This window comes from Streptomyces sp. NPDC001927 (genome assembly GCF_053594455.1).
On the sequence record NZ_JBSFEN010000002.1, the window covers coordinates 184,540 to 203,828 of the forward strand.

Here is a 19,289-nt window from a genome sequence, read left to right on the forward strand (position 1 = left end):
CCACTCAACGCCCGAGCGCTCCGGAGAGGATCACCGAGCGCGAGGCGTGCCGGGGGCGGTCCGGGTTCAGTCCGCGCCGCGCGGCGAGCGTCACGGCGAGCCGCTGGGCGCGCACCAGGGCGGCCACCGGGTCGATCGCGTCGGCGGCGAACAGCGCCCCGGTGGCCTCCACTTCGTCCCGGAGTCCGGCCGGTTCGGGCCCGAGGCAGCACACGAGACTCGTGCGGTCGCTGATGACGATCGGCCCGTGCCGGTACTCCATCGCCGCGTACGACTCCGCCCAGGCGCGGGCCACCCCGCGCAGCTTGTGCGCGGCCTCGTCGGCGAGTCCGGCCGTCCAGCCCGCGCCGAGGAAGGTGAACTGGGCGCGCCGTTCCCAGACCGCCGGCAGCGGTTCGTAGAGGGCGAGTTCGGCGTCGGCGATCGAGGGGCCGAGATCCACGCCCAGGCCCGCGCGCAGCAGTTGGAGGGCGGTCGTGGCGAACCGGGTCTGGGCGACGGAGCGTTCGTCGGCGTACCCGAGGCCGATGACCCGGTCCGCGTGGTGGGCGGCCCTGCTGTCGGGGACGGCGGTCAGGACGAGCGTCGGGATCCGGCCGGAGGCGCGGGCGAGCAGGGTCACCACCTCGGTGGTCGAGCCCGAGCGGGTGAGCGCGACGATCCGGTCGTAGGCACGGCCCAGCGGGGTCTCGTCGGAGGCCGGGAAGGCGTCGGTCTCCCCCGCGCCGAGGGACTCGCGCAGGGCGGCGTACGCGCGGGCCATGAAGTACGAGGTCCCGCAGCCGACGACGGCGACCCGCTCGCCCGGCCGGGGCAGCAGCCGGGCGTGGTCGGCGGCCGTGTCACCGGCCCTGCGCCAGCAGTCGGGCTGGGCGGCGATCTCGGCACTGACGTGGGTGGTCATGTCCGGGTCCTCTCCTCGGTGCGCTTCGAGGAGTTCTACCGGCCGCACCACGCACCCGCCAATGAGCAATCAGGCCGCACCGCTTGGACTTTTCCACGCGGACACGGCCGAGAGCCACGAATCCTCAGACCTCGCCCCTGGTCAGCGACAGCAGCCGGTCCAGGACGCGCGGGCCGCCCGCCCGTACGCCGTCGTGCTCGAACTCGTCCGTCACCCAGGTTCGCAGGCCCCGGATCGCGCGGGCGGTCTCCAGGGAGTGGGCCGTGTCCACGTACATGTCGTCGTGGTAGACGGCCGCGGCGACGGGCACCTCGTTGACGGCGAGCCGCGCCGGGTCGTAGAGGGGCGCCCAGTCCGTCCGTTCGGCGAGCAGGTGGGCGGTCTCGCGCAGCGGGCGGAGCGCGGGGTCGGTCTCGAAGTGCCAGGGGTGCACGGTCTCGCCGGTGAAGAGCAGGGGCCCGTCTCCGGCCAGGGTCTTCTCCGCGTCGAACTCGGGGAACTCCGCGCGGACCCGTTCCGCCGCCCAGGCGGTCGGCCCCTGTCCCTGGGCGTAGATGGCCTCGTGGAGTACGGCGTAGAGCGGGTGCCCGGCGTACGAGAGCTGGGCCTGGACGTTCTCCAGGAAGGCGTCGGAGAGTGCGGGGCCCGCTGCGGTGGGGACGAAGGCGTCCTCCAGGAGCAGGTGCAGCTGGTGGGTGCCCTCGCCGCCGCCGAGCAGGATGCCGAGGGACTGGAAGGCCCGGGCGGTGAGGAGCCCGCCGTTCGGCAGGGCGGCCGGGCGGTCCAGGAGGTGGGCGGCGATTCGGCGGGCTCGGGCGACGTCCTGCGGGTAGCGGGCGTAGTGGGCCTCGACCTTGCGCCGGATCCGCGGGAAGGCGGCCCGGTAGACGTCGTCGGCGCCCGCGTGCAGGGAGGGCAGCCCGCCGGTGACGAGGACGGTGCTCAGGCCTTCGGGTGCGGCGGAGAGGTAGTGGGTGGCGCAGAAGCCGCCGAAGCTCTGGCCGAGGACGGTCCAGGGGGCGCCGCCGGTGAGGCGGCGGCGGATGGTCTCGCAGTCCTGGACGATCGCGTCGGACCGGAAGTGCGCGAGGTAGTCGGCCTGCTGCCGGGGCGTGCCGCGCAGCGGGAGGGTCTGGCGGTTGGCGGGGGTGGAGTGGCCGGTGCCGCGCTGGTCGAGGAGGAGGACGCGGTACTCCTGGACGGCCCGGCCGAGCCAGGCCTGCGGCCCGATGAAGCGGCGGGCCCCGAAGCCGGGCCCGCCCTCCAGGTACACCAGCCACGGCAGGTCCTCGCCCGCCCGGCCGCCCGCGACGACCTCGCGGCCGTACAGCTCGATCCGCTCGCCGTCGGGGACGGCGTGATCGAGCGGAACGGTGAAGCGGTGGTCGGTGAGGACGAGGCCGGGCTGGCGGTAGCTGGTCAACGGTGCTCCTGTTCGATACGCCCCCGCCCGTCCAGTCCATCACAGGGGGCCGGGCGGGGGCGCACCGAGGGGTGTCAGGAGGTCGGGAAGTTGTCCGCCGACCTGATCCGGTCCCGGATCCAGACGCCGGCCTCCTTCAGGGACGAGGTGCCGGTCCAGGGACCGTTGCTGTCGCAGGTGCCGATCTTGAAGACCGCGCCCGAGCGGTGGTCGTCGGAGAAGTTCCAGTTGGTCCAGCTGATCTTCTTGTTCGCCATCAGGTCGATGTACTTCTGCGTCATCGCGAAGTCGTTCGCGCCCTCACCCGCGTAGTTCTGGGTGCCGAACTCGGTGACGAACATCGGGATGCGGTCGGCGGCCCGGGACAGGGTGTTCAGGTACTCCTCGCGGTGCGAGTACGCGTAGAAGTGGAAGGTGTACATGATGTTGGAGGCGTTGACCGGGTTGTTCACGACCTCGGTCTCGTTGCCGCCCTCCGAGACGCCGAGGGAGGACCAGGCGCGGGTGCCGACCAGGACCGGGGCGTTGCCGTCGATGTTCCGGATGACCGGGATGATCTGCTCGGCGTAGCTCTTCACCGTGGACCAGCTGACGCCGCTGGGCTCGTTGGCGATCTCGTAGAAGACGTTGTTCTTGTTCTTGTGCCGGCCCGCGATGTCCGTGAAGAACTTCTTGGCGTTCGCCAGGTTGGCGTTCGGGTCGCCCGGGTCGAGCATGTGCCAGTCGACGATCACGTACATGCCGCGCGCGGTGGCCTGGTCGATCAGGGTGCTGGCGAGGTTGGTGAACTTGGTCGGGTCGGTCTCCCAGCCGTCCTCCTGGACGTAGGTGGAGACGCGCAGGATGTCGGCCTTCCAGTCCGTGGCAAGGGCGTCGAGCGAGCCGTTGGTGAGGCACTGCGGGTACCACTGGGTGCCGTGGCTGGACATGCCGCGCAGCTGGATCGGCTTGCCGTACTGGTTGCAGAGCTTGGTGCCGCAGACCGACAGCTGGCCGTTGATCTCGACGGGGGTGCCGGTGACGGGCGGGGTGGTGGCGGTGTCGACCTTGAGGTGGTCGACGTTCGGGCCGCCGTTGGCGGTGGTCGCGGTGGCCCGGACGGTGTTGGCGCCGGCCTTGAGGTTGGCCGTGAGGGTCGTGGTGGCCCAGCTGGTCCAGGCCCCGGTGCCGGCGAAGGACTTGCCGGCGGCGACGACGGTCCCGTTGACGGCGATGTCCATCGGCCGGTTGGTGGCGGTGCCGTTGGCGTAGCGGAGGGTCAGGGTCGCGGAGCCCGCCTGGGCGGCGTTGACGTTCCACTGCACGGAGCTGCCGGTGACGTTGTCGTAGTTGACGAAGCCGCTGCCGGTGAAGCCGGTGTGGTTGGACTCGACGACGCCCTGGGAGACGGTCGCGGTCTCCGCCTCGTGGGTGACGGGGGCCGCGACGGCCGCGGGTGGCGCGGTGGCCAGGCCGAGGAGGAGCGCGGCCGCGGCGGTGCCTGCGGCACCGAGGGAGCGCAGCCGGAGACGTGCTGATCGTGCCGAAGTCATGGGGACTCCCGGGACGGGGGGGTATTGGAAGGAAACTTTCCTAACGAAAGATGAATAGCAGCCTCGCCGAGTCGCTCGCAAGGGTCATGACAAGGGCGGTGCGGTGGGGCGTCCGGGCGGTCCCCGAGTGGCCCCGTCCCCGTGCGCCGGGCCCGCGCGGCTCCTAGCGTGGATCCATGATCCGGTTCGAGCAGGTCAGCAAGGTGTACCCGGACGGCACGACCGCGGTCGACGGACTGAGCTTCGAGGTCGCCGAGGGCGAACTGGTCACCCTGGTCGGCCCGTCCGGCTGCGGCAAGACGACCACGATGATGATGGTCAACCGGCTCATCGAGCCGACCTCCGGCCGGATCCTGGTCGACGGGAAGGACATCGCCTCGGTCGACCCGGTCAAACTGCGCAGGGGCATCGGCTACGTCATCCAGCAGGTCGGGCTCTTCCCACACCGGACGATCCTCGACAACACCGCGACCGTGCCCGCGCTGATCGGCTGGAAGAAGGCGAAGGCCCGCGCCCGCGCGGCCGAACTGCTCGACCTGGTCGGCCTCGACCCGAAGACGTACGGCTCCCGCTACCCCTCCCAGCTCTCCGGCGGGCAGCGCCAACGCGTCGGCGTGGCCCGCGCGCTCGCCGCCGACCCGCCCGTCCTCCTGATGGACGAGCCCTTCGGCGCGGTCGACCCCGTGGTCCGCGAGCGCCTCCAGAACGAGTTCCTGAACCTCCAGGCCACCGTGCGCAAGACCGTCCTCCTGGTGACCCACGACATCGAGGAGGCCGTCCGGATGGGCGACCGTATCGCCGTGTACGGACAGGGCCGCATCGAGCAGTTCGACACCCCGGCGGCCGTGCTCGGCACGCCCGCCACGCCGTACGTCGCCCAGTTCGTCGGCGCCGACCGGGGACTGAAGCGGCTCTCGGTGACCACGATCGAACCGGACGACCTGGAGCAGCCGCCGGTCGCCCGCCTCGACGAGCCGGCGGCGGACGCGGCGGCCCGGCTGCGCACCGACGCGGGCCGCTGGGCGGTCGTGCTCGGCGCCGACGGCGATCTGCACGGCTGGGTGGCCGCCGACGCCCTCGCGCTCGCCGGCCAGGAGGGCACGGTCGGCGACCTGGCCCGCCGCATGGAGGCCTGGGTGCCGGTCGGCGCCCCACTGAAGCACGCGTTCAGCGAGATGCTCCAGCACGACGCGGGCTGGGTGGCCGTCCTCGATGGGACGCGCTTCCTCGGCGTCCTCACCCCGGCCAAACTCCACGAGGCGCTCCGCCGCTCGGTGGACGCGGACGCGCAGGGCGTGGCGCGGGACGAGGTGGACTTCGACTCGGTCGCGGACGCGTGAGAGGCGTGGCCGCGTGAGGCGTGGGCGCCTGAGCAGGCCTGCACGCGCGCGAGAAGCTAACCGGCCGGGATCAGCTTCTTCTCCTGGAGGTAGCTCCGCGCGACGTCCTCGGGGAGCCGGCGCCAGCTGTCCACCTGCTCGTTCATGGCGGCCAGGTCTGCCGTGGTCAGGACCGTGTTCAGGCGGTCGAGTGCCTTCGTCACGCCCTCGCTCCCGGCGCGGGAGTGGTTGACGACCGGGACGATGTAGTCGGCGTTCTGGAGGTTCTTGTCGTCGGCGAGCAGCACCAGGCCGAACTCGTCGAGGGTGCCGTCGGTGCTCGTCGTCAGGACCATCTGGTCCTGCCCGCTCTGCACCGCCTGCTTGGCCGGTGTGGTGCCGACGCCCTTCGGGTCGACGCCGGTGACGTCGATCCCGTACGTCTCGCGCAGCCCCGGCGCGCAGTACGGCCGCTGGACGCACTCGTCACCCGCCGCGAGCCGTACGGGCAGCTTCGCCGCGCCCAGGTCGCTCAGCGTCTTGAGCCCGTGCTCCTCGGCGTACGCGCCCGTGACGGCGAAGGCGTTCTGGTCGACGGCCCGGCCCGGGTCGAGGACCCTGAGCCCCCGGGGTGTGGCGAGCCCGCGCAACGCGGTCATCGTCGTGGCCAGGTCGGGCGAGCCGACGGTCGGCGCGTCCGGCCCGTTGGCCTTGGCGTTCAGCCAGTCCGCGAAGGTGGCCGCGTACTCCGGTACGACGTCGATCTGGCCGTTCTCCAGGGCCGGTTCGTAGATCTCGCGGTTGGTGACCGAGATGATCTTCGTGCTGTAGCCGGCCTGCTCCAGGAGCAGCGCGTACATCTGGGCCAGCAGGTCGCTCTCGGTGAAGCCCGCCGAGCCGATGGTGAGATGGCGGCTGTCGCCGGGCGATGCGGTGACCTCGCCCTGGTTCTCCAGGGAGGGGCCCGTGGCGCAGCCGGCGAGGACGAGCAGCGCAAGCCCGGCCGCGACCCTCACGAGCCGCGCCCTCATCCCGCGGTCCCCCGCGCCCAGGCCGGGGCGAGCCGCTGGGCACCCTCGAAGACTGCTTCGACAAGCAGCGCGAAGAGGGCGACGAGCACGGCGCCCGCGACGACCTGCGGGGTGGAGGCGAGGTTGAACCCGGCCGTGATGATCCGGCCGAGTCCTCCGCCGCCCGCGAGCGCGGCGACGGTCGCGGTGGCCACGAGCTGCACGGCGGCGATGCGGACCCCGGTGAGGATCAGCGGCAGCGCGAGCGGCAGCTCCACCCCGAAGAGCATCTGCCGGCCGGTCATCCCCATGCCCCGCGCGGCCCGTACGACATCGGCGTCGACCCCGCGCATCCCGACGTACGCGTTGGTGAGCAGCGGGGGGATCGCGAAGAGGGTGAGCGCGATGATCGTCGGCCAGTCCCCGTACGTGCCGATGGGGCTGAGCAGCAGCAGGACGAGGACGGCGAAGGTGGGCACGGCGCGGCCCACGTTGGAGAGGTTGACGGCGAGCGCCCCGCCCTTGCCGAGGTGGCCGAGGACGAGCGCGACCGGGAGCGCGATCGCGCAGCTCAGCGCCAGGCAGACGACGGTCAGGTAGAGGTGCTGGGCGAGCCGGTTCCAGACCCCGTTGTCGCCGGACCAGTTGGCGGATGTGGTGAGCCAGTCCCAGGTGGCGGCGAGGGTGTTCACGCGGCCTGCCTGCGGGTCCAGGGGGTGAGCAGCCGCTGCAGGCCGAGCAGGAGCAGGTCGGCGGCGATCGCGATGATCACGCAGAGGACGGAGGCGGTGAGGACCTGTGCCTTGAAGTAGGTGTTCATCCCGGCGTAGATGAGGTTGCCGAGGCCGCCGTAGCCGACGATCGCGCCGATGGTGACGAGGGAGACGGCGGAGACGGTGGCGATGCGGAGCCCGGCCATCGCGGCGGGGAGCGCGAGCGGCAGCTCGACGGTGAGCAGCATCCGGACGGGGCCGTAGCCGAGGCCGCGCGCGGCCTGCCGGGTCTCCTCGGGGACGGCGCGGAGACCGGCCAGGATGTTCCGTACGAGCAGGGTGAGCGAGTACAGCACGAGCCCCGCGATGACGATGGAGGCGCTGAGCCCGTAGACGGGCAGGAGCAGCGAGAACATCGCGAGGGACGGGATCGTGTAGAGGATCGTGGTGATCCCGAGGACCGGTCCCGCGGCCCAGCGCCAACGGCGGGCGGCGACGGCGAGCGGGACGGCGAGGAGCAGTCCGAGGGCGACCGCGACGAAGGTCAGCTGGAGGTGCTGAAGGGTGGCGTCGCCGAGGATCTCGCTCCGGGAGGACAGATACTCGCCGCAGATCCACTCGTTGCGCGCGAGGCAGTCGTCGGGAGGCGCGGTCATCCCCCCATTCCAGGTCGCGGCCCCCTACGGCGCACGCCGGGCCGGGCCGTTCGGGGCCTCACCGGCGCCACCCGGATGCCCAGCGGCCGCGCGCCGTTCGCGTACTCAGCCGGGGTAGCGCTCGTGGAGGTCGTCGGGCCAGGGTGCGTGCTCCTCGCGCAGCGCGCGTTCGCTGCGTTCCTTGAGGCGCTCGCCCTGCTCACGCAGCCGGTCCGCCTCCTCGGGGTCGGCGCTCCGCCGGGCCCGCTGGAGGAGGTTCTCGGCCTTGTCGCGCTGGTACTGGGCGTGGGCGTGCGCCGCCTCGCCTTCGCGGCCCCTGCCGTCCCGTTCGCTGCCACTGTCCATGGCGCACCTCCTCGGCGGGCGGCTGCCCTCCGCGCGGGGACGGAAACCCGGCCTGCGGTGTGAGGGAAGCCCGGCCCGGGGCGACGGCGGAAACCCGGGCGCCCGCACGCCAGCACCATGGCGCCAAGCACCCCTTGCAGTGGCGCCACAATGATGCCACCATGGCGCCATGGACCTGATGCCGTACGTCGAGAACCTCCGCCACGAGCTCGCGGTCGCCGCGGCCACCGGCGGCGAGGAGGCCGGTGCGCTCGCCGAGCGGCTCGCCGCGCCGCTGGAGTCGGCCGCCCGGCTCACCCTGCTCAACGCCCTCTCCGCGGCCATGGACGAGGTCACCAGCGAGCTGGCGCCCGGCTCGGTCGACGTACGGCTGCGGGGGAACGACCCGGAGTTCGTCGTGACCCCGCCGCCCTTCGCCCCCTCCGAGGTAAGGAAGCCGGCCCCCGTACCCGTACCGGCTCCGCTGCCGGCGGACGGGGACGAGTCGGCCACGGCGCGCGTCAACTTCAGGCTTCCGGCCCACCTGAAGGCCCGGGCGGAGGAGGCCGCGGGACAGGAGGGTCTCTCGGTCAACGCCTGGCTGGTACGGGCCGTGGCCACCGCGCTCTGACCTGCGGGTCCTACTCCTTCAGGACGGCCAGCACGTTCCCGGCAGGGTCGGTGAACCAGGCGATGGACGGGCCGCCCGGGCCCCGCACGATGCCCTTGGCGTCGTGCTCGAACTCGGCGTAGCGCTCGAAGGAGACACCCCGCTTCGCCAGCTCGTCGACGGCCACGTCGATGTCGTCCACGGGGAAGTTCAGGATCGTGAAGGACGCGGGCGAGTGGTTGTCCTTGGGGTACACGAAGACGCTCGCGCCGCTCCCCAGCTTGATCGTCAGCATCCGCATGTCCGCGTCACCGGTCTCCTCCACCTGGAGGCCGAGGGTGTCGCCGTAGAACTGACGGGCCCGGTCGAGATCGTCGACCGAGAAGCCGCTGAACGCCTTCGACTGTCCGAACATGCCGTTGTCTCCTTCGCGTGTGCCGTTCGGGAATTCCGAGGGCACACCCACTCGACCACCATCCGGACGCCCGACACGCGCGCTCGCGTCCGGATGGTCGCCGCCTGTCACTCGCAGGGAGCTCAAGGCCGCAGGGCCATAAAGCCGGAGGGCCTCAGGGTGCGATCGGCAGTCGGCGCTTGTGATCGGTGAGTTCGTAGCGGCGCACGATCGAGGCGTACGCGGCCTCCCCGACCGGCTTGCCCTCCAGGAAGTCGTCGATCTCGTCGTACGTGACACCCAGCGCGTCCTCGTCGGGCTTGCCCGGGTCGAGGGTCTCCAGGTCGGCCGTCGGGGTCTTCCAGACCAGCTCGGAGGGGGCGCCGAGCGCGTCGGCGCAGGCCCGCACGCGGCGCTTGGTCAGGCCGGTCAGCGGGACGACGTCGGCGGCGCCGTCGCCGTACTTGGTGAAGAAGCCGGAGACCGCCTCCGCCGCGTGGTCGGTGCCGACGACCAGGCCGTCGTGGGCGCCCGCGACCGCGTACTGCGCGATCATGCGCTGCCTGGCCTTGATGTTGCCCTGGACGAAGTCCTGGTGGTGGGCGTCCCGGAAGGTCACCCCGCCGGCCACGGAGGCCTCCAGGGCGGCGTCGCTCGACGCCTTGACGTCCACGGTCAGGACCCGGTCGGCGGCGATGAAGCCCAGGGCGAGCTGGGCGTCCTTCTCGTCGGCCTGGACGCCGTAGGGCAGCCGCATGGCGTAGAAGGTGGCGTCGTGGCCGGCCGCCCTGGCCCGCTCCACGGCGAGCTGGCAGAGCCGGCCCGCGGTGGTGGAGTCCACGCCGCCGCTGATCCCGAGGACCAGGCTGCGCAGCCCCGTGGAGGTGAGGCGCTCGGTGAGGAAGGCCACCCGGCGTTCGATCTCGACCAGCGGGTCGAAGATCGGGGACACCTCGAGTTCCTCGGCGATCTGCTGCTGCAGGGCGGTGGACGCCGCGTCGGTCACGTCAAGCTCCTCGGGGAGGGTCGGCGGTACGGAAAGGCCGGTCGGAAGGCCAGGTCGACTCTATGCGGCCGGTCCCCCGACACCGAAACGCGGCCGCCGCGCGACACCTCCGACCAGGACCTCACTTCCCCGGGCTCGTCGGCCCCAGGTGCTCGCCCGGGCGGTTCAGGTCCTCCACCGCGTCGACGCCGACGACGGCGCCCGTCGACTTCCTGGCCCGCCGCAGCCGGCGCTCCAGCCAGCTCGCGAAGGTGGTGAGCGCGAAGTTGAGGATGACGAAGATGACGGCGACGACGGTGAAGCTCGCGATGGTGTTGGCGCCGTAGTTCGCGCTCATCGGGCGCACGGAGGCGAGCAGCTCGGAGAAGCCGAGCATGGCGCCGCCGAGCGCGGTGTCCTTGACGATCACGACGAGCTGGCTGACGAGCGCCGGGAGCATCGCGGTGACCGACTGGGGCAGCAGGACGTACGTCATGGTCTGGCCCTTGCGCATGCCGATCGCCTTCGCGGCGTCGGTCTGGCCGCTGGGCAGCGAGAGGATCCCGGCCCTGAACACCTCGGCGAGGACCGAGGCGTTGTAGAGGACGAGGCCGGTGACGACCGCGTACAGCGGCCGGTTCTCGGGGCTGACGTCGGTGAACTCGGAGTACGCGGCGTTGGCGAAGAGCATCAGGATGAGGACGGGGATCGCGCGGAAGAACTCCACCACCGTCCCTGCCGTGCCCCGGATCCAGCGGTGGTCGGAGAGCCGGCCGATGCCGAGGATGGCGCCGAGGGGCAGCGCGATGACCATGGAGAGCGCGGCGGCGATCAGGGTGTTCTCCAGGGCCGGGAGGAGGTACGTGGTCCAGACCCGGGAGTCGGTGAAGAAGGGCTCCCACTTGTTGGCCTCCAGCTGGTCCTTGTCGGCGAGGGCCAGGAGGACCCACCAGATCACCGCGGCGACGGCGATCAGGAACAGCAGCGTGTAGAGCACGTTCCGGCGCTTCGCGCGCGGTCCCGGGACGTCGTAGAGAACGGTGGGCCGCTCCTTCGCCGCCTTCACCGCCGGCTCCTTCGCCGCTTTCACCGTCGGCTTCTTCATCGCTTCACCGCCACGGGCTTCATCGCTTCACCGCCACCTTCTTGCTCAGCCAGCCGAGGAAGAGCCCGGTGGGGAGCGTGAGGCAGATGAAGCCGACGGCGAAGATCGCCGAGATGAGGATCAGCTGGGCTTCGTTCTCGATCATCTCCCGCATGAGCAGGGCCGCCTCGGCGACGCCGATGGCGGCGGCGACGGTGGTGTTCTTGGTGAGCGCGATCAGGACGTTGGCCAGCGGTCCCACCACGGAGCGGAACGCCTGCGGGAGCACGACGAGGCGCAGGACCTGCGGGAAGTTGAGCCCGATCGCGCGGGCGGCCTCGACCTGGCCGAGGGGGACGGTGTTGATGCCCGAGCGCAGCGCCTCGCAGACGAAGGCCGAGGTGTAGGCGATCAGTCCGAGGACGGCGAGCCGGAAGTTGATCGTGGTGAAGTCCTTGGCGCCCATGTTGACGCCGAGGGTCTGGAACAGGCCGAGCGAGGTGAAGACGATGATAACGGTCAGCGGGATGTTGCGGACGATGTTGACGTAGACGGTGCCGAAGCCCCGCATCAGGGGGACGGGGCTGACGCGCATGGCGGCCAGCAGCGTCCCCCAGATCAGGGAGCCGATCGCGGAGTAGACGGTGAGCTGCACCGTCACCCAGAACGCTCCCAGCAGGTCGTAGCCTTCGAGAAAGTCGAACACGGCGGCCCACTCACTTCACGACGACGCCGATCTCCGGTGCGGGTTCGTTCTGGTACTCCGCCGGGCCGAAGTTCTTCTTCACGGCCGCGTCCCAGGATCCGTCGGCGACCATCTGCTCCAGGGCGTCGTTGATCTGTTCCTTCAGTTCGCTGCCCTTCTGCACGCCGATGCCGTAGTTCTCGTTGCTCATGTCGAAGCCGCCGAGCTTGAACTTGCCCTCGAACTCGGGCTGCGAGGCGTAGCCGGCGAGGATCGCGTCGTCCGTGGTCAGGGCGTCGATGACGCCGTTCTCGAGCCCGGTCAGGCACTCCGAGTACCCGCCGTACTCCTGGAGCTGGGCCTGCGGCGCGATCTTGGTCTTGACGTTCTGCGCGGAGGTCGAGCCGGTGACCGAGCAGAGCTTCTTGTTGTTGAGGTCCTCGGGCTTGGTGATCGAGTTGTCGTCCGCGCGGATCAGGACGTCCTGGTGGGCCAGTAGGTACGGTCCGGCGAAGTCGACCTTCTGCGCCCGCTCGTCGTTGATCGAGTACGAGGCCGCGATGAAGTCGACGTCACCACGCTGCAGCAGGGTCTCCCGGTCGGCGCTCTTGGCCTCCTTCCACTCGATGTCGCCGGGATCGTGGCCGAGCTGCTTGGCGACGTAGGTCGCCACGTCGACGTCGAAGCCGGTGTACGTGCCGTCCGGCGTCTTCAGGCCCACGCCGGGCTGGTCGAACTTGATGCCGACGGTGATCTTCTCGTCGCCGCTCCCGGAGCTGCTGCCTCCGTCGTCGCCGCAGGCGGCCAGGGAGAAGGAGAGGGCGAGCGCGGCGGCCGCGGCGACGCCGGCCTTGGTGAGCTTGCGAGGGTTCATGGGGTCACCCCTGGGGCTGCTGGGCGGTCGTGGGGCCGCCGCGGTCGGTGGTGCGTTCGGTTCTCCGGTGAGTGGTGCGAGATCGTCTCTCCGGTCAGTGGTGCGAAATCGTCTCTTCAGTCAGTGGTGCAGGATCTTCGAGAGGAAGTCCTTGGCGCGGTCGCTGCTGGGGTTGCTGAAGAACTGCTCGGGGGTCGTCTCCTCCACGATCCGGCCGTCCGCCATGAAGACCACGCGGTTGGCGGCGGAGCGGGCGAATCCCATCTCGTGGGTCACGACGACCATGGTCATTCCGTCCCGGGCCAGCTGCTGCATGACCTCCAGGACCTCGTTGATCATCTCGGGGTCGAGAGCCGAGGTCGGCTCGTCGAAGAGCATCACCTTCGGGTCCATGGCCAGCGCCCGGGCGATCGCGACGCGCTGCTGCTGGCCGCCGGAGAGCTGGGCGGGGTACTTGTCGGCCTGGGTCGCGACCCCGACCCGGTCGAGCAGCTGCCGGGCCCGCTGCTCGGCGGTCTTCTTGTCCTTCTTGCGGACCTTGACCTGCCCGAGGGTGACGTTCTCGAGCACGGTCTTGTGCGCGAAGAGGTTGAAGGACTGGAACACCATGCCGACGTCGGCGCGGAGCGCGGCAAGCTCGCGGCCCTCGGCGGGCAGCGGCTTGCCGTCGATGACGATCTCGCCGGAGTCGATGGTCTCCAGCCGGTTGATGGCGCGGCAGAGCGTCGACTTGCCGCCACCGGACGGGCCGATCACGACGACGACCTCGCCCCGGCCGACGGTCAGGTCGATGGACTGGAGCACGTGCAGCGCGCCGAAGTGCTTGTCGACGTTCTTCAGCACGACGAGCGCGTCGGACATGGCAGCCTCCTGTCGCCGCCCCGCGGCACCCTCCTCACGTTCATGCTCCGCCCTCGGAGGTTCCCCCGCACGCCGGACGCCCGGCGCGCGGGCGCCGCAGGGGTCATTCCGTGGTGGTCAGCCGGGCGAGGTGCGTCAGGGCGAGGGCGTAGCCGTGGGCGCCCGCTCCGCAGATCACGGCGTCGGCGACACCGGAGACGTAACTGTGGTGCCGGAACTCCTCGCGCTTGTGGATGTTCGACAGGTGCACCTCGACGACGGGCAGTCCGACGGCGGCGAGGGCGTCGCGCAGCGCGACGGAGGTGTGGCTGTAGCCGGCCGGGTTGATCACGATGCCCCGGTGGGCGGTACGGGCCTCCTGGATGGCGTCGATGAGGACGCCCTCGTGGTTGGACTGCCGGAAGTCGACGCGGAGGCCGAGCCCCTCGCCGGTGTCGTGGCAGAGCCGCTCGATCGTGTCGAGGGTGTCCGTGCCGTAGATCGCGGGCTCGCGCAGGCCCAGGAGGTTGAGATTGGGCCCGTTGAGGACGAGGACGGCGGTGGCGGCGCGGGCGGGGGTTCCCATGGGTGTGGCTCCTCTTGTACGAACTGGTGGGCTCAGTACACCGGATCCGCGAGGACGCGTTGTGCCACGGCGAAGGCCGCGTTGGCCGCGGGTACGCCGCAGTAGACGGCGGTCTGGAGGAGGACGGCCCCGATCTCCTCGGGCGTGAGGCCGTTCCGGCGGGCGGCACGGACGTGTATGGCCAGTTCGTCCAGGTGGCCGTGGGCCACGAGCGCGGTGAGGGTGACCATGCTCCGCTCGCGCCGGGACAGGGTGGGGTCGGTCCAGATCTCGCCCCAGGCGTAGCGGGAGATGAAGTCCTGGAACGGGGCCGTGAAGGCCGTCTGCCCGGCCTGGGCGCGGTCCACGTGGGCGTCGCCGAGGACCTCTCGGCGGACCTCCATGCCCCGCTTCCCCGCGGCGCCGTCCGTGAGGTGGCCGCGGAGCGCGGCGAGGACGGCCTCGGGGCGTTCGGCCGGTGCGAGGTGGGAGGCGCCGGGGATCTCGGTGAGCGCCGCACCGGGGATCGCGTCCGCGATCTCCCGGGCGTGGGCGGGCGGGGTCGCCGGGTCCTCCCGTCCGGCGAGGACGAGCGTGGGCGCGGTGATCGTCGCCAGGCGGTCCCGCAGGTCGAAGGCGGCGAGGGCATCGCAGCAGGCCGCGTACGCCTGGGGGTCGGCGCGGCGGTGGTCGGCCACGAGCTCCGGCACGGTGAAGCCGGGGGTGAACCAGCGGGCGGGGGCGCCCGCCGCCAGCGCGTCGAGCCCCTCACGGCGCACGGTCGCCGCGCGCTCCCGCCAGGGCGCGGAGCCGCCGAAGTGGGCGGAAGAGCAGACGACGGCGAGCCGTTCCACCCGGTCGGGGTGGTGGGCGGCGAGGTGCAGACCGACGGCGCCGCCGAGCGAGACTCCCACGTAGGAGAAGCGGTCGACGCCGAGCGCGTCGGCGAGGTCGAGAACGAGCCGGGCCAGGTCGGCGACGGTCGCCCCGGGGCCGATGAGCGAGGCCGGGGAGCCGCCGTGCCCGGGCAGGTCCCAGCGGACGACCCGGTGCGTGGCCGACAGCTCGGGCGCGACCGCGTCCCAGAGGGCGGCGGACGTTCCGAGCGAGGGGCCGAGGATCAGGACGGGCGCGGTGCCCGGCCCTTCGACGCGATGGTGCAGCCCTGCGTGCGGCGGCGGGGTGGTGGCGGTGGTCACGGTCGCTCCAGGGCGCGGTCGGTGAGGGCTCCGGCGGAGCCGGTGTAGCGGGTGGGGTCGGTCAGCTCGCGGAGGTCGACGTCCTTCAACTCGGTTACCTCGGCGAGCAGGTCGTCCAGCGGGCGCGCCTCCACGCGGGCGCGCCCGGCGAGTTCGGTGAGGATCTCCTTCGCGCGGGCGCGGCCGACGAGCGGCGCGAGGGCGGCGGACAGCCGCTCGGAGACGATCAACCCGCCGGTCAGGTCGAGGTGGTGGCGCATCACGCCGGCATGGGCCCGGAGCCCCTCGGCCAGTTCGGCGGCGTCCCGGGCGGCGCCGCCGACGAGTCGGAGCAGCTCGCGCAGCGGCTCCCACTCGGCGTGCCAGGCCCCGGCCGGCCGTTCGTCCTCGGCGACCAGAGAGCCGTACAGCGTGGCGGCGAGGTGCGGGGTGCGGCGCGCGGCCGCGGCGACGAGCGTGGCGCGTACGGGGTTCGCCTTGTGCGGCATGGCGGAGGAGCCGCCGCCCGCCCCTTCGGTGACCTCGCCGATCTCGGTGCGGGAGAGCGTGAGGACGTCGGCCGCGGTCTTGCCGAGCGCCCCGGCCGTGAGGGCGAGGGCGCCCGCGAGGTCGGCGATCGGCGTACGCAGGGTGTGCCAGGGCAGTACGGGCGCGGCGAGACCGGTCTCCCGCGCGTAGGCGGCCACGAGCCGCTCGGCGCCGCACTCCGCACCGCCGCCGTACGCGTCGAAGGCGGCCAAGGTCCCTGCGGCGCCGCCGAGTTGGGCGGGCAGCGAGTCTCGTACCGTACGGATCCGGTCGCGCGCGTCGAGGGCGAGCGCGCGCCAGCCGGCCGCCTTGAGGCCGAAGGTGGTGGGCACGGCGTGCTGGGTGAGGGTGCGGCCGGGCATGGCCGTGTCCCGGTGGGCGGCGGCGAGGGCGGCAAGGGCCCGCTCGGTACGGTCGAGGTCGGCCAGGATCAGGTCGAGCGTGCGCCGCGCGACCAGCATCGCCGCGGTGTCCAGGATGTCCTGGCTCGTCGCGCCCCGGTGGACGTACGCGCGCCACTCCCCCGGCACGGCGGCCGTCAGGTCGGCGACGAGCGGGATGACGGGGTTGCCGCCGGACCGGGCGCGCAGGGCGATGTCCCGCGCGCCGAAGCGGGCCGGGTCCGCCGCGGCCGTGACGGCCTCGGCCGCTTCGGCCGGCGCCTGCCCCACGGCGGCCTGGGCGCGCGTGAGGGCCGCCTCCGCGTCGAGCAGCGCCCGCAGGAACGCGGTGTCGCCGGTCGCGGCCTCGGCCGGGGAGCCCGCGCGCCCCGGGGCGAGGAGGCCCACGTCGGTGAGGTCGGAGCTCATGTGAACTCCAGGAAGACCGTCTCGCCCGCGCCCTGGAGCCGTATGTCGAAGCGGTACGTCCGGGGCGGCGCCGCCCGCTCGTCGGGCCTGGCCAGCAGCGTGGCCCGGCGCGCGGCCGGCAGCGCGTCGAGCAGCGGGTCGGCGCCGTCGCGCAGATACGCGCGGGTGAAGAGGTGGTGGAGCAGCCCGCGCGCGAAGACGCAGACGCTGATGTACGGCAGGCCCGCGTTGCCCGGGGGCAGCGTCGTGAGCGCGTAGTGGCCGTCGGCGTCGGTGGGGGCGCGCCCGAAGCCGGTGAAGTCGGTCGCGCTGCGCCCCAGATGGCCACCGGTGACCGGGTCGCGGCGCAGCGATCCGGGCGCGCCCGTGAGGGAACCGTCGGGGGCGGCCTGCCAGAAGTCGAGGAGCGCGTCGGGGACCGGGGCACCCTCGCCGTCGTACACATGGCCGTGCAGGACGATCCGGTCCGGGTGGCCCTCGGGTGCGATCCGGTCGCCGTCGGGGAAGGGCAGGGCGTAGCCGTAGAACGGGCCGACGGTGTGGGAGGGGGTCGGGAGCGGCGACATGGCGGTCAGCGTCCTTCCTCGATCCAGGTGGCGGAGGGTCCGTCGAGGACGATGTCCCAGGCGTAGCCGAGGGAGAACTCGGGCCGGGACAGGGCGTGTTCGTAGCGCGCGACGAGCCGTTCGCGGGCCGCCGGGTCGGTGACCGAGCGGAGGATCGGGTCGTGGGCGAAGAGCGGGTCGCCCGGGAAGTACATCTGTGTCACGAGCCGTTGGGTGAAGGCCGTGCCGAAGACGGAGAAGTGGATGTGGGCCGGGCGCCAGGCGTTGGTGTGGTTGCGCCACGGGTAGGCACCAGGCTTGACGGTGGTGAAGGTGTAGCGGCCGTCGTCGTCGGTGAGGGTGCGGCCGACGCCGGTGAAGTTCGGGTCGAGCGGCGCCGGGTGCTGGTCGCGCAGATGGGCGTACCGGCCGGAGGCGTTGGCCTGCCACACCTCGACGAGCTGGCCGCGCACCGGGCGGCCGGCGCGGTCGAGCAGGCGTCCCGAGACGGTGATGCGCTCGCCGAGGGGCTCGCCCGCGTGCTGCCGGGTGAGGTCGTTGTCGATCTCGGTGACGTCGGTGGGGCCGAAGACGGGTCCGGCGAGTTCCACCGTCTCGGGGTCGCCGCCGTTGACGGCCACGAGCGGCTGCTGGGGGTGGCGGAGCAGCGAGCTGCGGTACGGGGCGTAGTCGCGGGCCGGGTGGCTGCGGGGCGCCGCCCCGGCGGCCAGCTCCTTGTCGTACGCGGCCTGGTGCCGGCCGATCTCGGTGTCGATGTCCGACTGGGTGAGGGCCATGGGGGCTCCGGGGGTCAGTGGGCGGGGGCGTCGAGCGGGCGGCCTTCGGGAGCGCTGAGCCCGGGGGCGAGGCGGACCGGCGCTGCCGTCCTGGCGAGGACGTCGGCGGGGTCGACGCCCGGGGCGGTCTCGGTGAGCACGAGGCCGTCGTCGGTGACGTCGAGGACGGCGAGGTCGGTGACGATCCGGTCGACGCAGGCCCGGCCGGTCAGTGGCAGGGTGCACTCGTCGACGATCTTCGGGGTGCCGTCCTTGGCTGTGTGGGTCATGACGACGATGACGGTCCTGGCGCCGTGGACGAGGTCCATGGCGCCGCCGATGCCGGTGACGAGCTTGCCCGGGACGGCCCAGTTGGCGAGGTCGCCGCGGGCGGAGACCTGCATGGCGCCGAGGACGGCGACGTCGATGTGGCCGCCGCGGATCATCCCGAAGGAGAGCGCGGAGTCGAAGAAGGAGGCTCCCGGCAGGACGGTGACGGTCTCCTTGCCGGCGTTGATGAGGTCGGGGTCGACCTCGTCCTCGCCGGGGAACGGGCCGGTGCCGAGGATGCCGTTCTCGGATTCGAGGACCACCTCGACCCCTTCGGGGAGGTGGTTGGGGATCAGCGTCGGAAGTCCGATGCCCAGATTGACGTACTGACCATCCGTCAGCTCGCGTGCGGCGCGGGCGGCCATCTGCTCGCGGGTCCAGCCCGTCACCGGCCTCATCGTGTGGTCCTCTTCTCTATCCGCTTGTGCGCGGCCTGTTCGGGCGTCAGGGCCACGACCCGCTGGACGAAGACCCCGGGGAGGTGGACGGCGTCGGGGTCGATGTCGCCGGGTTCCACCAGCTCCTCGACCTCGGCGATCGTGATCTTCCCGGCCATCGCCGCCAGGGGGTTGAAGTTCCGGGCGGCCTTGTTGAAGACCAGGTTCCCGTGGCGGTCGCCGCGCGCGGCGCGGACGAGGGCGAAGTCGGTACGGATGCCGTGCTCCAGGACGTACGCGCGGCCGTCGAACTCCCGCACCTCCTTGGGCGGCGAGGCGAGGGCGACGCCTCCGTCGCCGTCGTAGCGCCAGGGCAGTCCGCCGTCGGCGACCTGGGTGCCGACGCCGGCCGGGGTGTAGAAGGCGGGGATCCCGCAGCCCCCGGCCCGCAGCCGCTCGGCGAGCGTCCCCTGCGGGATGAGCTCGACCTCCAGCTCGCCCGCCAGGTATTGCCGCGCGAACTCCTTGTTGGCGCCGATGTACGAGCCGGTGACGCGCGCGATCCGCCCGGCGGCGAGCAGGACGGCGAGGCCGGTGTCCAGCGCGCCGCAGTTGTTCGACACGACCCGCAGGCCGCCGACGCCACGCCGGTGGATCGCGTCGATCAGGACGTTCGGCACACCGCTGAGGCCGAAGCCGCCCACGGCGAGCGACACCCCGTCCCCGACGTCGGCCACCGCCTCGGCGGCGCCGGCGACCACCTTGTCCATGGCCAGCCTCCCATTTAGTCAGTGCACTGAGTATCTG

21 protein-coding genes and 1 pseudogene are annotated in these 19,289 nt (G+C 72.2%); 2 read left to right on the plus strand and 20 right to left on the minus strand.

From position 1 onward, the window contains the following. Positions 1–4: 4 nt before the first annotated feature. From ACWCO8_RS05375 to ACWCO8_RS05385, 3 genes are all read right to left on the minus strand, one after another. Positions 5–904, minus strand: coding sequence for an SIS domain-containing protein (locus ACWCO8_RS05375; RefSeq protein ID WP_451031027.1), 900 nt, complete (start codon positions 902–904; stop codon positions 5–7). Between the two features lie 124 nt (positions 905–1,028). Beyond that, positions 1,029–2,327, minus strand: coding sequence for an alpha/beta fold hydrolase (locus ACWCO8_RS05380; RefSeq protein WP_451031028.1), 1,299 nt, complete (start codon positions 2,325–2,327; stop codon positions 1,029–1,031). 74 nt (positions 2,328–2,401) lie between these two features. Next, positions 2,402–3,859, minus strand: a complete 1,458-nt coding sequence (locus ACWCO8_RS05385) for a cellulase family glycosylhydrolase (RefSeq protein ID WP_451031029.1) — start codon at positions 3,857–3,859, stop codon at positions 2,402–2,404. 176 nt (positions 3,860–4,035) lie between these two features. Here ACWCO8_RS05385 and ACWCO8_RS05390 point away from each other — a divergent pair, with 176 nt between their 5' ends. Further along, positions 4,036–5,199 carry an ABC transporter ATP-binding protein gene (locus ACWCO8_RS05390; RefSeq protein WP_451031030.1) on the plus strand — a complete coding sequence of 388 codons (1,164 nt, stop codon included), beginning with the start codon at positions 4,036–4,038 and terminating at the stop codon, positions 5,197–5,199. Positions 5,200–5,255: 56 nt separating this feature from the next. On the opposite strand, the gene ACWCO8_RS05395 is transcribed toward ACWCO8_RS05390, so the two are convergent. From ACWCO8_RS05395 to ACWCO8_RS05410, 4 genes are all read right to left on the minus strand, one after another. After that, a complete protein-coding gene (locus ACWCO8_RS05395; RefSeq protein ID WP_451031031.1) occupies positions 5,256–6,209 on the minus strand; it encodes an ABC transporter substrate-binding protein in 954 nt (317 codons plus the stop codon). After that, the gene (locus ACWCO8_RS05400) at positions 6,206–6,880 is read right to left on the minus strand and encodes an ABC transporter permease (RefSeq protein ID WP_451031032.1); all 675 of its coding nucleotides are present in this window, start codon (positions 6,878–6,880) and stop codon (positions 6,206–6,208) included. The genes ACWCO8_RS05395 and ACWCO8_RS05400 overlap by 4 nt, the downstream gene beginning before the upstream one ends. Then, positions 6,877–7,557 carry an ABC transporter permease gene (locus ACWCO8_RS05405; protein ID WP_451031033.1) on the minus strand — a complete coding sequence of 227 codons (681 nt, stop codon included), beginning with the start codon at positions 7,555–7,557 and terminating at the stop codon, positions 6,877–6,879. Before ACWCO8_RS05405 ends, ACWCO8_RS05400 begins: the two co-directional genes overlap by 4 nt. A 105-nt stretch (positions 7,558–7,662) precedes the next feature. Beyond that, the gene (locus ACWCO8_RS05410; RefSeq protein WP_362010522.1) at positions 7,663–7,902 is read right to left on the minus strand and encodes a DUF6381 family protein; all 240 of its coding nucleotides are present in this window, start codon (positions 7,900–7,902) and stop codon (positions 7,663–7,665) included. 169 nt (positions 7,903–8,071) lie between these two features. Between ACWCO8_RS05410 and ACWCO8_RS05415 the strand changes: the two are divergent. Next, positions 8,072–8,509 (plus strand): annotated as a pseudogene (locus ACWCO8_RS05415) (hypothetical protein); the annotation flags it as partial. A 13-nt stretch (positions 8,510–8,522) separates the two neighbouring features. Here the strand turns inward: ACWCO8_RS05415 and ACWCO8_RS05420 are convergent. The 13 genes from ACWCO8_RS05420 to ACWCO8_RS05480 all read right to left on the minus strand — a co-directional run bounded on the left by ACWCO8_RS05420 (position 8,523) and on the right by ACWCO8_RS05480 (position 19,252). Then, entirely contained in the window at positions 8,523–8,906 is a 384-nt protein-coding gene (locus tag ACWCO8_RS05420; protein WP_451031034.1) for a VOC family protein, read from the minus strand. Positions 8,907–9,060: 154 nt separating this feature from the next. Then, complete coding sequence (nadE, locus tag ACWCO8_RS05425) at positions 9,061–9,891, minus strand: ammonia-dependent NAD(+) synthetase (protein WP_451031035.1); 831 nt, start codon at positions 9,889–9,891, stop codon at positions 9,061–9,063. 121 nt (positions 9,892–10,012) lie between these two features. Continuing rightward, complete coding sequence (locus tag ACWCO8_RS05430; RefSeq protein WP_451031036.1) at positions 10,013–10,975, minus strand: amino acid ABC transporter permease; 963 nt, start codon at positions 10,973–10,975, stop codon at positions 10,013–10,015. A gap of 19 nt (positions 10,976–10,994) precedes the next feature. Further along, positions 10,995–11,660, minus strand: coding sequence for an amino acid ABC transporter permease (locus ACWCO8_RS05435; RefSeq protein WP_451031037.1), 666 nt, complete (start codon positions 11,658–11,660; stop codon positions 10,995–10,997). A gap of 10 nt (positions 11,661–11,670) precedes the next feature. Beyond that, complete coding sequence (locus ACWCO8_RS05440; protein ID WP_451031038.1) at positions 11,671–12,513, minus strand: glutamate ABC transporter substrate-binding protein; 843 nt, start codon at positions 12,511–12,513, stop codon at positions 11,671–11,673. Between the two features lie 120 nt (positions 12,514–12,633). Continuing rightward, on the minus strand, positions 12,634–13,374 hold the full coding sequence (locus ACWCO8_RS05445) for an amino acid ABC transporter ATP-binding protein (protein WP_451031039.1): 741 nt from the start codon (positions 13,372–13,374) through the stop codon (positions 12,634–12,636). Positions 13,375–13,477: 103 nt separating this feature from the next. Then, a complete protein-coding gene (aroQ, locus tag ACWCO8_RS05450; protein ID WP_451031040.1) occupies positions 13,478–13,939 on the minus strand; it encodes a type II 3-dehydroquinate dehydratase in 462 nt (153 codons plus the stop codon). Between the two features lie 32 nt (positions 13,940–13,971). Further along, entirely contained in the window at positions 13,972–15,117 is a 1,146-nt protein-coding gene (gene pcaDC / locus ACWCO8_RS05455) for a bifunctional 3-oxoadipate enol-lactonase/4-carboxymuconolactone decarboxylase PcaDC (RefSeq protein ID WP_451031041.1), read from the minus strand. Further along, positions 15,114–16,454, minus strand: coding sequence for a 3-carboxy-cis,cis-muconate cycloisomerase (gene pcaB / locus ACWCO8_RS05460; protein WP_451031042.1), 1,341 nt, complete (start codon positions 16,452–16,454; stop codon positions 15,114–15,116). Before pcaB ends, pcaDC begins: the two co-directional genes overlap by 4 nt. After that, positions 16,451–17,020: a protocatechuate 3,4-dioxygenase subunit alpha gene (gene pcaG / locus ACWCO8_RS05465; protein ID WP_451031043.1), complete on the minus strand. Its 570-nt coding sequence runs from the start codon at positions 17,018–17,020 to the stop codon at positions 16,451–16,453. Before pcaG ends, pcaB begins: the two co-directional genes overlap by 4 nt. A 5-nt stretch (positions 17,021–17,025) precedes the next feature. After that, positions 17,026–17,796 carry a protocatechuate 3,4-dioxygenase subunit beta gene (pcaH, locus tag ACWCO8_RS05470; RefSeq protein ID WP_451031044.1) on the minus strand — a complete coding sequence of 257 codons (771 nt, stop codon included), beginning with the start codon at positions 17,794–17,796 and terminating at the stop codon, positions 17,026–17,028. A gap of 14 nt (positions 17,797–17,810) precedes the next feature. Then, complete coding sequence (locus ACWCO8_RS05475) at positions 17,811–18,503, minus strand: CoA transferase subunit B (protein ID WP_451031045.1); 693 nt, start codon at positions 18,501–18,503, stop codon at positions 17,811–17,813. Beyond that, positions 18,500–19,252, minus strand: a complete 753-nt coding sequence (locus ACWCO8_RS05480) for a CoA transferase subunit A (protein WP_451031046.1) — start codon at positions 19,250–19,252, stop codon at positions 18,500–18,502. The genes ACWCO8_RS05475 and ACWCO8_RS05480 overlap by 4 nt, the downstream gene beginning before the upstream one ends. Positions 19,253–19,289: the final 37 nt, after the last annotated feature.

Coding starts and splice junctions, on each gene's coding strand:
- ACWCO8_RS05375 (WP_451031027.1), bottom strand. CDS start 904: ATGACCACCCACGTCAGTGCCGAGATCGCCGCCCAGCCCGACTGCTGG.
- ACWCO8_RS05385 (WP_451031029.1), bottom strand. CDS start 3,859: ATGACTTCGGCACGATCAGCACGTCTCCGGCTGCGCTCCCTCGGTGCC.
- ACWCO8_RS05390 (WP_451031030.1), top strand. CDS start 4,036: ATGATCCGGTTCGAGCAGGTCAGCAAGGTGTACCCGGACGGCACGACC.
- ACWCO8_RS05395 (WP_451031031.1), bottom strand. CDS start 6,209: ATGAGGGCGCGGCTCGTGAGGGTCGCGGCCGGGCTTGCGCTGCTCGTC.
- ACWCO8_RS05405 (WP_451031033.1), bottom strand. CDS start 7,557: ATGACCGCGCCTCCCGACGACTGCCTCGCGCGCAACGAGTGGATCTGC.
- ACWCO8_RS05410 (WP_362010522.1), bottom strand. CDS start 7,902: ATGGACAGTGGCAGCGAACGGGACGGCAGGGGCCGCGAAGGCGAGGCG.
- ACWCO8_RS05420 (WP_451031034.1), bottom strand. CDS start 8,906: ATGTTCGGACAGTCGAAGGCGTTCAGCGGCTTCTCGGTCGACGATCTC.
- ACWCO8_RS05430 (WP_451031036.1), bottom strand. CDS start 10,975: ATGAAGAAGCCGACGGTGAAAGCGGCGAAGGAGCCGGCGGTGAAGGCG.
- ACWCO8_RS05440 (WP_451031038.1), bottom strand. CDS start 12,513: ATGAACCCTCGCAAGCTCACCAAGGCCGGCGTCGCCGCGGCCGCCGCG.
- ACWCO8_RS05445 (WP_451031039.1), bottom strand. CDS start 13,374: ATGTCCGACGCGCTCGTCGTGCTGAAGAACGTCGACAAGCACTTCGGC.
- aroQ (WP_451031040.1), bottom strand. CDS start 13,939: ATGGGAACCCCCGCCCGCGCCGCCACCGCCGTCCTCGTCCTCAACGGG.
- pcaB (WP_451031042.1), bottom strand. CDS start 16,454: ATGAGCTCCGACCTCACCGACGTGGGCCTCCTCGCCCCGGGGCGCGCG.
- pcaG (WP_451031043.1), bottom strand. CDS start 17,020: ATGTCGCCGCTCCCGACCCCCTCCCACACCGTCGGCCCGTTCTACGGC.
- pcaH (WP_451031044.1), bottom strand. CDS start 17,796: ATGGCCCTCACCCAGTCGGACATCGACACCGAGATCGGCCGGCACCAG.
- ACWCO8_RS05475 (WP_451031045.1), bottom strand. CDS start 18,503: ATGAGGCCGGTGACGGGCTGGACCCGCGAGCAGATGGCCGCCCGCGCC.
- ACWCO8_RS05480 (WP_451031046.1), bottom strand. CDS start 19,252: ATGGACAAGGTGGTCGCCGGCGCCGCCGAGGCGGTGGCCGACGTCGGG.